This window comes from Nostoc sp. DedQUE08 (assembly GCF_034530895.1).
GTDB lineage: Bacteria > Cyanobacteriota > Cyanobacteriia > Cyanobacteriales > Nostocaceae > Nostoc.
The window spans coordinates 18,116-32,105 of the sequence record NZ_JAVRCD010000048.1 but is presented as its reverse complement, the minus strand read 5'-3'; the positions used below and the strand labels follow the sequence as shown (position 1 = coordinate 32,105).

Here is a 13,990-nt window from a genome sequence, read left to right as displayed (position 1 = left end):
GCAGATGAGATATTAATAGATGCAGTATTGATTGAAAGTTAATTTAAGAGCCTAAAGGTATCAACAAACTATGCTTTAAACACGGAGTAAATCCTACCGTGAAATTTTTAATGCAAATAATACACTTACTTTCTAGTACTGGCTATTTCTGATTCTTATATTCACGTGTTCTGAATAATGCAGCTTAAAGGCGGGGACAAAAATCATATTATGAACAAAACCTTTGCAACCATCGACGGGAATGAGGCTGTCGCCCGTGTTGCTTACAAATTAAATGAAGTGATTGCCATTTATCCCATCACCCCCTCTTCAGCAATGGGTGAATGGGCAGATGCTTGGTCAGCAGAAGGTCGTGCCAACCTCTGGGGTACTATTCCTAGCGTCGTGCAGATGCAGAGCGAAGGGGGAGCGGCTGGTGCTGTACATGGCGCTTTGCAAACAGGTTCTCTGAGTACTACCTTCACGGCATCTCAGGGATTGTTGTTGATGATACCCAACTTCTACAAAATTGCTGGTGAGTTGACTAGCGCCGTGGTTCACGTTGCCGCCCGCTCTTTGGCTACTCATGCTTTATCAATTTTTGGCGACCATAGCGACGTAATGGCAGCTCGTGCGACTGGCTTTGCTCTGCTGTGTTCCGCTTCGGTGCAAGAAAGTCAAGATTTTGCTCTTATTGCTCATGCTGCTACTTTAGAGACGCGAGTCTCCTTTATGCATTTCTTTGACGGCTTCCGCACATCACATGAAGTGCAGAAAGTCAAACTGTTGTCAGATGATGATTTGCGATCGCTCATTCACGATAACCTAATACTCGCTCACCGCAGCCGCGCCCTCACCCCAGATCGTCCCGTATTGCGCGGGACTGCCCAAAACCCCGATGTCTACTTCCAAGGACGTGAAGGTGCTAACCCTTATTACAACGCCTGTCCAGAAATTGTCCAGCGGCTCATGGATGAATTTGGAGAACGCACGGGAAGGCATTATCAAATTTATGAATATTACGGCGCTAAGGATGCCGAGCGCGTTATCGTTCTGATGGGTTCAGGTTGTGAAACCGTCCATGAAACAGTAGATTACCTGAACGCCCGTGGTGAAAAACTTGGTGTAGTGAAAGTGCGACTTTACCGCCCCTTTGATGTCCAAAGATTTGTTGCAGTATTACCAACTAGTGTACAAGCGATCGCAGTTCTCGATCGCACCAAAGAAGCAGGTAGCGCTGGGGAACCTTTGTATTTAGATGTAGTAGCTGCTATTCATGAGGCGTGGGGAGATAAAAGAGCAGGGGGAGCAGGGGAGGCAGGGGGAGAAAATACTTGCTCATCCCCTAAAATTATTGGTGGTCGTTACGGTCTTTCTTCTAAGGAATTTACTCCGGCTATGGTGAAGGGCATTTTTGACAATCTTGCTCAAGCTAAACCGAAAAATCACTTTACGATTGGGATTAATGACGACGTTAGTTATACTTCTTTGAGCTTTGACCCTAATTTCTCTACAGAATCGGATAATGTTGTTCGGGCAATGTTCTATGGGTTAGGTGCTGATGGTACAGTTGGCGCTAATAAAAATTCTATTAAGATTATTGGTGAAGAAACTGACAATTACGCCCAAGGCTACTTTGTCTACGATTCCAAGAAATCTGGCTCGATCACTGTCTCTCACCTCCGCTTCGGTAAAGAGCCAATTCGCTCTACCTACTTGATTAACCAAGCTAACTTTATTGGTTGTCATCACTGGGGATTTTTGGAACGCATAGATATTTTGAAGTCTGCTATTCCTGGGGCAACTTTGCTGCTTAACAGTCCTTATGATGCGGATACCGTTTGGGAATATCTGCCGTTGAAGGTACAGCAGCAAATTATCGGCAAGCATTTGAAGTTATATGTGATTAATGCTAGCCAGGTTGCCCGTGAAAGTGGTATGGGTGGCAGAATTAACACCATTATGCAAGTATGCTTCTTTGCTCTAGCGGGTGTCTTGCCGCAAGAAGAAGCGATCGCTAAAATCAAACAAGCGATTGACAAGACTTATGGTAAAAAAGGTGCAGAAGTTGTCCGTATGAACCTACAAGCTGTAGATAATACCTTAGACAACTTGCATAAAGTAGATATCCCACAAACAATCCACATTTCTAAATCTTCACTTCTAACTCCTAACTCCTCACTTAACTCTGCTCCCGAATTTGTGCGAGAAGTTCTAAGCAAAATCATGATTTGGGAAGGTGATGACTTACCTGTTAGCAGACTACCATTTGATGGTACTTTTCCTGTAGGTACTGCCAAGTGGGAAAAACGTAACGTTGCCGAAGAGATACCTGTATGGGAACCGGATGTCTGCGTTCAATGCGGTAAGTGCGTTATGGTTTGTCCCCACAGTGCCATTCGTGCAAAAGCTTATCAAGCGGATGAGTTAGTCAATGCACCAGCAACCTTTAAATCAACTGGTGCAAAAGATAAAGACTTTGCCAATCAAAAATTTACCATTCAAGTTGCCCCAGAAGACTGCACGGGATGCACGATTTGTGTAAATATTTGCCCTGCTAAAAATAAATCTCAGCCATCGCTAAAAGCAATTAACATGGCAAAGCAGTTGCCTTTACAAGAACAAGAGCGAAAAAACTGGGATTTCTTCTTGAGTTTACCTAATCCTGACAGGCGATCGCTAAAATTAAACCAGATTCGCCAACAACAACTGCAAGAACCTTTATTTGAATTCTCTGGTGCTTGTGCAGGTTGTGGTGAAACACCTTACTTAAAATTATTAACACAATTGTTTGGCGATCGCGCAATCATCGCCAATGCTACAGGTTGTTCTTCAATATATGGTGGGAATCTTCCTACAACTCCTTGGACAACCAACGCCGAAGGACGCGGCCCCGCGTGGTCAAATAACTTATTTGAAGATAACGCCGAATTCGGTTTTGGCTTTCGTCTTTCCCTCGACAAACAAGCTGAGTTTGCGGCACAATTGTTGCAACAACTGGGAAGTGGGGAAATAGTTTCTGAGGATTTAGTTCAATCTATTCTCAAAGCTGAACAAAAATCTGAAGCTGACATTTGGGAACAGCGCGAAAGAATAGAACTGTTGCAGCAAAAGTTAGATGAAATCGTAACTTTCGATCCTAATCTCAAATCTAAAATCCAAAATCTCAAATCCCTTGCAGATTACTTGGTGAGAAAAAGCGTCTGGATTGTTGGCGGGGATGGTTGGGCTTATGATATCGATTTTGGCGGTATCGATCATGTAATTGCTAGTGGTCGAAATGTCAACATCTTGGTGATGGATACAGAAGTGTATTCTAATACAGGCGGTCAATCTTCCAAAGCGACGCCAAAAGCCGCAGTTGCCAAATATGCCGCCAGTGGTAAGCCAGCACCAAAAAAAGACTTAGGGATGATTGCCATGACCTACGGAAATGTCTACGTAGCGAGTGTAGCGCTTGGTGCTAGAGATGAACATACCCTGAAAGCATTTTTAGAAGCAGAAGCTTATAATGGGCCATCAATAATTATTGCTTACAGCCATTGCATTGCTCACGGCATCAACATGACTACAGGAATGAATCATCAGAAAACTTTGGTAGAATCAGGTCGTTGGTTGCTGTATCGGCATAATCCAGAGTTGCTTAACCAGGGTAAAAATCCATTGCAGTTGGATATGCGATCGCCTACGCAATCTGTAGAACATTCGATGTATCAAGAAAATCGCTTCAAAATGCTCACGAAGAGTAAGCCCGACGTTGCCAAACATTTGTTAGAACAAGCGCAAGCTGAAGTAGATGCACGTTGGCAGATGTACCAATATTTGGCAAAGCGCGAAATTCTCTAAATATTAGCCCAATACGGTTTAGTTAAAGCTAAAATTCTTTATCAAAGTCAAAATTTTTAACGAACCGCAGAGGCGCAAAGAAAATAGAGAAAAGAGAAAAAAATGCTTAACTAAACCGTATTGAGTAAATAGACCACGCGGTAGGGGCGCAAGACCTTGCGCCCCGACGACAGGTGTGTTTCAAATACTCAAGTCGCAATTTTCGTTACAAAGTTACCTTTTTGGTTAGTAAAATCGTTATTTTTGTGACAAAATTATCTTTTTGGTTAGTAAAATCTTTATTTTCGTTACAAACATCATTATTTTTGTGACAAAATTACCTTTTTGGTTAGTAAAATCGTTATTTTTGTTACTAACACTGTAGTTTAAGTTGTGTTTAACCTAAACTTTAGCTAACAAACGTGCAAATGTTGGGTTTCGTTTTTCAATACAATTTGTAAAAAGAGTGCAATGTCTACGAGAAGCTACGCCGCGCCAACTCTTACGACATCAGATTGTGTCTTGCAAGTGTAGTTTGTCCAAAACACCAAACTACTAGCTCGGAACTTTGCAATTGAATTATTTACTAATATCAATTCAATTAATGATTGCAACATATTTTTGGATAAAGACGCGATTCATCGCGTCTCTACAAATGGTCTATTTGTCGCATTCTTTTTTCCAATTGGTATAACAAGTCTGGATTATTTAGATAGACGAGTCATTTCAAACAATTGCTGGGCATTACTTCCTAAAAAAGCATCAAAAAGCTGCTGCTTTCCAGATTCCACTTCTACTAGATAGCGCTGGGCAATTTCATAATAAGCATAAGTCCAAGGAATCTGAATTTCTGCACCACTGTTATCATCTAATACCGTCACCATTTCCGTTACTGCTTGAGTTGCAGTTTGCCGCAAACCACAAGCAACATTTCCCTCTATCTCTGCTTTCATTGGTACACCCAGGTTAGTCAAAGCACTAGCAGTAGTATCAATGTCTGGATATTCTGGGGTATTCTGTCCATTAACGTAACCTGTAAAGTGGTTGACAGCATATCCATGCAGCAACACCCAAGCCCCATACTGAGTAACCTGATTCACCTCTTCGACAACAGAACGCTGGGGAGGTAGCCAAGGACGGGTGAAGACTTGTTGGAGTTGTTTGGCGATAATTTCCAAGTCCGCGTCTTTTTGTAGAAGAGGAAGGGGGGAGATGAGTTTGTCTGGGATTGAAGATACTGTTTTAGAGATGAGTTGGGCAATATTGCTAGGCAATTCATCGACAATCAACTCGCTGATAAACAGCTTGGGTAAATTAAATTCCTCTTGCTGTGGATGACGATAATGACGGGCGTACAAATGAGTTTGAGCAAAAGTATACTCTCCAGCCGCCACGTAACCCAAAGCTTCTGCAAGTTGTCCAAGGTAGTCAATTCCTAAGTTAAGTTTACCTTGTGGAGTATCTACTAATAAACGCAATGACCGAAAGGCGATGTGGTCGTTGGCAACAGTCCCACCCGCAGCAGTAATCATTTGCTGGTAGGTACGAGCATGATTTACCCTAGCGCTGTATTCTTGCCAAAGTAATTTCCATAAATTAAGGGCTATTTTATTTGTCATTTGTCATTTGTCACTTGTCATTTGTCATTTGTCATTTGTCGTTGGACATTAAGCACTGGTTATTTCTTTTTTGTTCTTCCTAATATTTTAAGAGCTTAAAATCTCGCTGATAATCTGAAGGGCAGTTTGAATTTGGTTGCTGTCGATAACTAAAGGGGGACAGAAACGAATTGCTGCTTTACCGCAACCTAGCAATAATAAACCGCGTAAAAAAGCTTCTTGAATAATGCGATCGCGCAATTTATAATCGAGATTACCCTGTTCATCTAATAAATTTACCGCTACCATCAAACCTTTACCTCGTGGTGGTGATACTCTGGGAAATCTTTGATGCAACTCGGTAAGACTAGCTTGTAAGAATTCTCCCATCTGGGTAGCGTTGGTCATTAAACCACTTTCTAGCAGTCGCAATGTGGCAATACCAGCAGCACAAGCTACGGGATTACCGCCAAATGTAGTAGCGTGAGAACCAGGAGGCCAAGTCATTAACTCTGGTCTAGCAAGTATCGCTCCTAACGGCATACCACTGGCGATACCTTTAGCAGTAGTAATGATATCAGGCATCACATTCCAATGCTCGATCGCAAATAAGCGACCAGTCCGCCCCATTCCCGCTTGTACTTCATCCACTACCATCAGAATACTGTAGCGATCGCATATCTCCCGAATTCGCTGCAAGAAACCATCTTCGGGTACGATATATCCACCTTCTCCTTGAATCGGTTCGACGACGATCGCCGCTACTTCTTGCGGTGGTAAAATCGTTGTAAATAGCTGTTGTTCCAAGTAATCTAAGCTAGCGTGAGTGCCATAAGCGATATGAGTTACCCCAGGAACTAAAGGCCCAAAGTTAGCTCGCTGCACTGCTTTGGAACCAGTCAGAGACATCGCTCCATAAGTGCGTCCGTGAAATGCACCTAAGAAGGCTACGATTAGCGATCGCTTGGTGTAATATCGAGCTAGTTTGATTGCTCCTTCGTTCGATTCTGCCCCGGAATTGGTGAAAAATACTTTTGCAGGAAACCCAGCATTACCTTGTGGGTGGGGAAAAGGAGCGCGAATTGCTAATTGTTCCGCTAGTTCCACCATCGGCTCATAATAAAAATCCGTCCCTGACATGTGCAACAGCCGCGCCGACTGTTCTTGAATTGCTTTGACAACTTCGGGGTGAGCGTGTCCGGTAGCGGTAACAGCAATACCTGCGGTCATATCCAGAAATACATTGCCATCCACATCTTCTACCATACAGCCCTGACCGCGAGATACAACTAACGGGTAATCGCGGGTATAAGAAGGAGAAGTTACGGCGCGATCGCGTTGTACAATTGCTTGAGCGCGAGGCCCAGGTAAGGAAGTTACTAAACGGGGTGTACGAGGTAAATTTAAGTTAATAGGAATACTTAACATAATTTTTTTCTATTTTTTAAAGATTACTGATGATTAAACGCTAAAGCTTGATTGGTTACAGTAGCATTTGATGCCATTGATATAGGAGTTACGCATTTAACGAAAAAGCTTTATAGTAAAGATTTTCGTATTTTGTAAGACTTTGCCCGTGTTTATAACACAACTTCTGCGATCGCGTCATATTACATTTTTTGAAGCAAGCATAACAGCTGTACAAGCTACAGAACATTTATTGAGAGAACCTGTATTACATCCACAGGAGAATTGCTGTATGCAAAAATTAATATAACTTTCTGAGATAATCAACGAATGACTTGGGCATCTAGACAAAAGTTACACCGCGATCGGTATGAAATTAAGCAACAGTTAGGACAGGGGAACTTCGCTATTACTTATCTTGCTGAGGATCGGGATGGCAAGAATGTTCTGATTAAAACATTGGATTCCAATTTGCTCAATCAATTAAGTAACGAAGACCGCGATCGCTTAAAATCAGGTTTTGCAGATGAATCCCGTAAACTAGCAATATGCAAACATCCGAATATTGTTCAAGTCATTGATACCTTCGAGTCAGGTGATTTAAAATGCATGATCATGGAGTATATTCAAGGAGATAATTTAGCCAATATTGTCCAACCGCGAGGATTTCTCCCAGCAAAAGAGGCTCTAGATTACATCCAACAAATTGGGAAAGCACTCATTGCAGTTCATAAACAAGGATTTTTACATCGAGATGTGAAACCTGAAAATATCATTTTGCGGTCGGGTACGCATCAGGTTGTTTTGATAAACTTCGACTTAGCACGAAGATTCGTTGATAACCCAGTATCAAGTCGCGGTAACTTAGTTGACAAATTTACACCAATTGAACTGTATTCCAACTCTCCTAGACAACAGGCGCGACGTAAACCTTGGACTGATATTTATTCTCTTGCTGCAACTTTATATTTTTTATTAACAGGAAAACTGCCAGAAAGTGCTATTGAGCGTCAAGATAACAATAAGCGTTTAATTCCACCTAACGAATTGAATGATAAGATTAGCGATCGCGTCAATCAAGCCATTCTGCACGCAATGGAATTAGAACCAGACAAGCGTCCCCAAACAGTAGAAGACTGGTTAAAAGAATTAGGTTTAAACACAGCAAGTCTTTCTCTTCCCAAACTTCTTTGGGCGCAACCTTTGTGGGCACGGATATTAGAGATTATGGGGGTATTAGCATTATTTGCAGCCTTGATATCAGGAATCAAAGACGGCGCAGATTTATTCAAAGATTGGTTCCCAGACAAATCAGCACCTATCAATCGCCCAACACAACAAACGCCATCATCTTCTGCTAAACCACAAAATAGGTAATATGCTAGACTTACGCAAAAGTTGGTTTTCAAGTCACATTAGTTGCTTTTGCGACTCCAATAGTTAGTTTTCAAGTCACATTAGTTGCTTTTGCGACTCCAATAGTTAGTTTTCAAGTCGCATTAGTAGCTTTTGCGACTCCAATAGTTGGTTTTCAAGTCGCATTAGTAGCTTTTGCGACTCCAATAGTTAGTTCAGCAGTAGCCAGAAGACCTCAACCTTCCTCTCTGCGCCCCTGCATGAGCTAATTCAGCAACGCCAACCACGAGAACTCAGAAAAAGCGTGTCACAATCAACATTAGCCATCAATAAATTGGGTATATGTTCTGGCAAGACGGACAGCTAATATACAACGGCAAATACAAAATAGAAAAATACTTGGGTGGTGGCGGTTTTGCACTTACCTACCAAGCAATGCATACCAAGCTAAACCGTCGAGTCGTCATCAAAACCCCTAACATCAGCGTTCAACGAGATCCAGACTATCCCAAGTATGTTGAACGCTTCAAAAAAGAAGCACAGATGCTAGCAATGTGTTGTACAGACTCACATCCCCATATTGTGCAAGTATTCGACTTTTTTGTTGAAGAAGATGGTCGCTACTGCTTAGAGATGCAATATATAGCAGGCGAGAGTTTATGGGAATACGTGCAACGCCAAGGGAAATTACCCGAAACTGAAGCTGTAAAATACATCCGCCAAATGGGTTTAGCCTTGGTAGATGTACATAAAAAAGAAGTTTTTCATCTCGATGTCACTCCTCCTAATATTATGCTCAACTTTGATTCAAAGGTTCATAACTCTGGCAAAGCGGTGTTAATAGACTTTGGTATTGCTGGCGATATGTCCCCACCGAGTACCCTATCTAGGTCTTTTGGTAACAAAGCATTTGCACCTTATGAGTTAACACGCAAAGGGATTCGTCACCCAACAGTTGATGTCTATTGCTTGGCTGGATCTTTGTACTATGCCATAACTGGACAACGCCCCACCAATTCGTTTGACCGCAAGTACGATCAAGAGGAATTAGTACCACCAAAGCAACTTGTCTCTAGTCTTAGTGATGAGGTAAATCAAGCGATTTTGCAAGGAATGGCATTAGAGGCAAAAAACCGACCCCAGACAATGGAAGAGTGGTTGAATTTACTCTCCTTCTCGCAAGCGGGGAGCTATTTTGTAGAAATTGAGAGTATAAAAGTATTGATATTAGCTTCAGATGTGAGGGTAGACTACCACACGCTACAAGAATTACTCAAAGCGGGCAAATGGAAAGCCGCACATGAGGAAACCACCAAAGTCATGCTGAAAGTAGTCAAAAGAGAACAGCAAGGCTTGCTTAATTATGAAGACATACTAAACTTTCCCTGCACCGACTTACGCACTATTGACCAATTGTGGGTAAAATACAGCAATGGTCATTTTGGCTTTAGTGTACAAAAACGTATTTGGCTAGAGTGTGGCGGCAAAGTAGATTATGAAACGGAGAGAATGTTGGGCGATCGCGTAGGCTGGTACAAAGAAGGAACTTGGCTGTCCTATAATCAGTACAACTTTTCTCTAAATGCCCCTGTTGGGCATCTGCCGAAGGTCTTTTACACATGGTCGGGGTTCAAGGGGGAAAATCTCTTCTCTCGTTTCCAGACTTGTAAATTGTAATCTATAAAGGTTTTAGAGATTTGGAAAACTTTGTGAACAAGATATATTCCACGAAGCCTTGCGGGTTCTAGCTTTTCGTTACCTGGCACTGTTTAAATAGGCGACCACTAGGGCGCATACCTCGCAAACACAAAAACCGCAATTGATATTAAATAATATATAAATCAATATCCAGTTTTTCAACCATGTAAACACAGGGGTAATAATGACTATTAAAGAACAAATTAACCAAGAATTAGAAAAATTATCTGAACCATTATTACAAGAAATTTTAGACTTTGTACAATTTTTGCAAGTCAAACATGAAAAAAATAGTATATCTTCAGATAGTCAATCTGCTCAAACGCTTATAACAGAGCATAGCTTAACAGGTTCTACTGCTGAAGATTTATTAGAATTTGTGGGCAGTTGGGAAGGTTCAGATATTAGAGAATGCCTACAACTAGTGCATGACAGTCGGATATCTCTAGAATTTTAATTATGTATCTACTAGATACTAATCACTGTTCTTTCTTGATGGAAGGTGTGCCTAGCGTTGTAAATCACTTGCGATCGCTTGGTCAGGTACAATTAGCAACCAGTGTTATTGTTGCTGGTGAGTTGCACTTTATGGCACAAAACTCACATCAAAAAGCTGCTAATTTAATAAAAATTAATGCATTTCTCAAACGAATTAACCTATACGGTATCGACAAAGAAACAACAGAAATCTATGGTGATTTTAAATCAGAAATTATCAAGCAATTCGGCCCAAAAGACAAAAATAAACGTAAAACAACCAAACTAAATACCATAGGCATTAGTGAAAATGACCTCTGGATAGCTGCTACAGTTCTACGTCATTCATTGACTCTTGTTTCATCTGATAGCGACTTTGAGCGAATGCGACAAGTAAGAGAAATTTCTTGGGAAAGTTGGGTGTAAATTAAACAGGGTAAAAAAACAGCTAATTTACACCTACTCAATTAATTCAAAAACTTCTCCACGCATCTCACGAATATTTCCACACCCATTCCCAACGCCGTACTTGTAGAAAATATTTCCCATTCCCCATTCCCTATCCCCTATTCTCTCTATGGGAACCACCAACTTCCTCTATTGCTGTAAAACTGAAATCGTGCAAAGCCAAGAAATTGACCGTGAGATTTTTCACCCACAGGGAATGCAGTAACACCCAATAAGTAAACACCAGAAAAGCTGGGATTACTTATTGGGCGGAGGGCGATGGTAATTGTCTGTCCTGGAGTTACAGGTGGGTCAAAGCTTACAGAAACCGTGCGTGTCTTGCGCTCGTTTATGACTGAAGCTAGTTGCAGTTGCGTTTCTTTGCGATCGCGTGTGCCGACAAATGCACGGGTATCATCAAGATTGTAGCGGATGTATTCTGACCCCTCTTTTTGGGCGATCGTTACCTTCTGGAGGGATTCTCCAGCATTTTCCGGCACATTGATGGTGAAATAGTAAGTTGCGCTCAAAACATTAACATCTTTGTAAGTAGTTATCGCTTCAACAAGTTTTGGCGGTTGGACGAAATAGACTAAGCCATCTCTAAGCTGCACAGCTTGAGCCACCGGCAGCGTAACTTCTCCAATGCCAATTGTTAACGAGAGTGTTATTCCAAACAAAGTTGTAAGGCGCATAATTCAGATATAAAAAAACGCACTTATTCTTATTCTAGTTCCTTGGGAATCAATGACTGAGGAACGATCGAAGCTTGTTTTTCCCCAAAGGAAGATTTTGTATACCACCAAGCCCAAGCAATTAAAACGGCTTGAAGGGGAAGCCTAACTACGTGTACCCAAGGTGAATTTGGTATATGTTCAATCTTAATCAGATTAGCCGCCATGTAAATATTGGCAGGGTAAACAGCAATAAAAAGAGCAAGAAGTCCCCAAGCAGCAGCTTGACTTACAGGCGGAACTAATAACCCGATGCCACCCAAAATTTCATAAAAGCCACTGAGATAAACTAATCCTAAAGGATAAGGTAGTTGTGGCGGCACGATTTTGACATATTCTTGTGGAACAAGAAAGTGTGTTACTCCAACCACAATGATAGATATAGCAAGGATGACACGTAATGTTTCCTTATGCTTATTCATGGTTTTTGCCTCTTTATATACTTGCCCTATTACTTCAGTTTGACTGATGGATGTTAATCTGCATTGAGTCAATAGGAGTAAAAATCGACAAAATTTTCCCAAGTACTTACCAAAACAATGCTGAGTAAAAAAGCAATAATTGCACTCAGCACGGGCTAAACCTAGCTATCCGCTAACGGAACTCACAACTGGGCTACTCCTGAAAAAAGTGATTGCAACTATAAATAAAACTGATGCACCGGACTGTACTAAAGGATTTATTAACTATGTCACGGCTCGGTTAGTAAAGCAAAACCACATTTTTATCAAAATTTTTTTAATTACGCTTGCATTTTTAACTACTCTTGTATTAGTATAACTACGACAGCGCAAAACAGTAATATTTGCTGCTTAACAATACTTTTGCCAAAATAGCCTAAGACAAGCGCTTGCTTGAATATGAGGCAGAAACTAGAATCTGCACTAAGATGTACACGACAGTTAAAAATACTTCTGTAAAACCATACAGAACAAAATTTTCATGACGGAATTTTTTGTTACATGGCAAAAAGGAGCATTTAAAATCTTAGGTTTGTTCGATGTCAAGGCTCATAATTTGGCGAAGGTATTGTTAATTGTGCGTAATTTTTTCCAAATCAAATTGGATTGCTATAGATTCACTTTGACTAAACAATCAAAACTTTGGAGGAAAACAATGACAGCTACAACAACCACTAATGCTAATAATCTATACAATGTACAAAATCAGTGGGGTGGTGCATCTGCTCCGTGGAATCCTGGTGGAGTATGGGTAATTGGAGCTAGAGCAGATCAGCGCATTGTCGAACTCAAAGTTTCATCAAGTGACAACGGCAAAACACTTAATGGAACTACGACTTATGCTGGTGAAGGCCCCATCGGTTTTAAGGCTACCTTAACTGGAAGCGACAACTACAACGTAGAAAACCAGTGGGGAGGCTCATCTGCTCCGTGGAATCCTGGCGGGACTTGGGTACTTGGCGCTCGATCAAATCAAAATGTTGTTGCGATCGATATTACATCGAGCGACGGCGGTAAAACCCTGACTGGAACTATCACTTATGCTGGTGAAGGCCCCATCGGTTTTAAGAGTGCTGCTGTTGATGGCCGTGTCTATAATGTGGAAAACCAATGGGGAGGCTCATCTGCTCCGTGGAATCCTGGTGGGACTTGGGTACTTGGCTCTCGATCGAATCAAAATGTTGTTGCGATCGATATTACATCGAACGATGGCGGTAAAACCCTGACTGGAACTATCACTTATGCTGGTGAAGGCCCCATCGGCTTTAAAGGTAACATTGTCGCTGGCAACAACTACACAGTAGAAAACCAGTGGGGTGGTAATACAGCACCCTGGAATCCTGGTGGGACTTGGATAATCGGTGCTCGTGTGGGACAGAATGTAGTAGCGCTCAATGTCACATCTAATGATGGTGGGAAGACCCTAACTGGAACCACGACATATTCTGGTGAAGGCCCTATCGGCTTCCGATCGCACCAAATCTAAAAAGGCGATCGCCCTATATAGGTTTTCGGTTAAGTAGGTACTGAACCGCACCCCTAACCCCCTGCTCGCTGTTTCGTGGCAGGGGGTTATGATGTAACTATAGGGTAACTCAGCACTCAGCACAGGCTAAACCTTAGCTATCCGCTAACAACACTCCTGAAGCTAAATCTAATTTTTCTCGAACTATTCTCTCATCTCTAAAGCCGACCAACACAGCTGTTCCATCTTTGATGAAAAGTGGACGTTTGAGCAGCATCGCATCGTGAGTGAATGCATCAACCCACTGTTCATCAGCCCAAGTCTTCTTTTCATCTCCTAAAGCGCGGTAGGATTGACCAGAGGTGTTTCGCATGGGAGCAAAACCCAAAGACTTTACCCAGTTTTGAATCATCTCACGAGTCGGCGGAGTATCTTTGGTGTTGATAAATTCATGGTCAATGTTGTTGTGTTGGAGCCACGTCAAAGCTTTTTTGCAAGTGCTGCAATTGGGAATTCCGTAGACTTGAATAGACATAAAATAAT

11 protein-coding genes are annotated in these 13,990 nt (G+C 41.8%); 6 read left to right on the top strand and 5 right to left on the bottom strand.

Going from position 1 to position 13,990, the window contains the following annotated elements:
• Nucleotides 1-210: 210 nt before the first annotated feature.
• Entirely contained in the window at nucleotides 211-3,825 is a 3,615-nt protein-coding gene (gene nifJ / locus RMY64_RS26555; protein ID WP_322701574.1) for a pyruvate:ferredoxin (flavodoxin) oxidoreductase, read from the top strand.
• A 683-nt stretch (nucleotides 3,826-4,508) separates the two neighbouring features.
• On the opposite strand, the gene RMY64_RS26550 is transcribed toward nifJ, so the two are convergent.
• The gene (locus RMY64_RS26550) at nucleotides 4,509-5,423 is read right to left on the bottom strand and encodes a DUF1338 domain-containing protein (RefSeq protein ID WP_322701573.1); all 915 of its coding nucleotides are present in this window, start codon (nucleotides 5,421-5,423) and stop codon (nucleotides 4,509-4,511) included.
• Nucleotides 5,424-5,510: 87 nt separating this feature from the next.
• Nucleotides 5,511-6,830 (bottom strand): acetyl ornithine aminotransferase family protein, encoded by a 1,320-nt coding sequence (locus tag RMY64_RS26545; RefSeq protein WP_322701572.1) that lies wholly within the window; start codon nucleotides 6,828-6,830, stop codon nucleotides 5,511-5,513.
• 309 nt (nucleotides 6,831-7,139) lie between these two features.
• Here RMY64_RS26545 and RMY64_RS26540 point away from each other — a divergent pair, with 309 nt between their 5' ends.
• The 4 genes from RMY64_RS26540 (at nucleotide 7,140) to RMY64_RS26525 (ending at nucleotide 10,766) form a co-directional block, all read left to right on the top strand.
• Entirely contained in the window at nucleotides 7,140-8,186 is a 1,047-nt protein-coding gene (locus RMY64_RS26540; RefSeq protein WP_322701571.1) for a serine/threonine-protein kinase, read from the top strand.
• Nucleotides 8,187-8,507: 321 nt separating this feature from the next.
• Nucleotides 8,508-9,842, top strand: a complete 1,335-nt coding sequence (locus tag RMY64_RS26535; protein WP_322701570.1) for a serine/threonine-protein kinase — start codon at nucleotides 8,508-8,510, stop codon at nucleotides 9,840-9,842.
• A gap of 205 nt (nucleotides 9,843-10,047) precedes the next feature.
• Nucleotides 10,048-10,320, top strand: coding sequence for a DUF2281 domain-containing protein (locus RMY64_RS26530; protein WP_322701569.1), 273 nt, complete (start codon nucleotides 10,048-10,050; stop codon nucleotides 10,318-10,320).
• Nucleotides 10,321-10,322: 2 nt separating this feature from the next.
• Nucleotides 10,323-10,766 (top strand): type II toxin-antitoxin system VapC family toxin, encoded by a 444-nt coding sequence (locus RMY64_RS26525; protein ID WP_322701568.1) that lies wholly within the window; start codon nucleotides 10,323-10,325, stop codon nucleotides 10,764-10,766.
• Between the two features lie 149 nt (nucleotides 10,767-10,915).
• On the opposite strand, the gene RMY64_RS26520 is transcribed toward RMY64_RS26525, so the two are convergent.
• Nucleotides 10,916-11,482: a DUF2808 domain-containing protein gene (locus RMY64_RS26520; protein ID WP_322701567.1), complete on the bottom strand. Its 567-nt coding sequence runs from the start codon at nucleotides 11,480-11,482 to the stop codon at nucleotides 10,916-10,918.
• A gap of 29 nt (nucleotides 11,483-11,511) precedes the next feature.
• Nucleotides 11,512-11,943, bottom strand: coding sequence for a DoxX family protein (locus RMY64_RS26515; RefSeq protein WP_322672138.1), 432 nt, complete (start codon nucleotides 11,941-11,943; stop codon nucleotides 11,512-11,514).
• Between the two features lie 694 nt (nucleotides 11,944-12,637).
• Between RMY64_RS26515 and RMY64_RS26510 the strand changes: the two genes are divergently transcribed.
• Complete coding sequence (locus RMY64_RS26510) at nucleotides 12,638-13,468, top strand: lectin ESA-2 (protein WP_322672139.1); 831 nt, start codon at nucleotides 12,638-12,640, stop codon at nucleotides 13,466-13,468.
• Between the two features lie 133 nt (nucleotides 13,469-13,601).
• On the opposite strand, the gene RMY64_RS26505 is transcribed toward RMY64_RS26510, so the two are convergent.
• Nucleotides 13,602-13,982 carry a Spx/MgsR family RNA polymerase-binding regulatory protein gene (locus RMY64_RS26505; protein ID WP_322672140.1) on the bottom strand — a complete coding sequence of 127 codons (381 nt, stop codon included), beginning with the start codon at nucleotides 13,980-13,982 and terminating at the stop codon, nucleotides 13,602-13,604.
• Nucleotides 13,983-13,990: the final 8 nt, after the last annotated feature.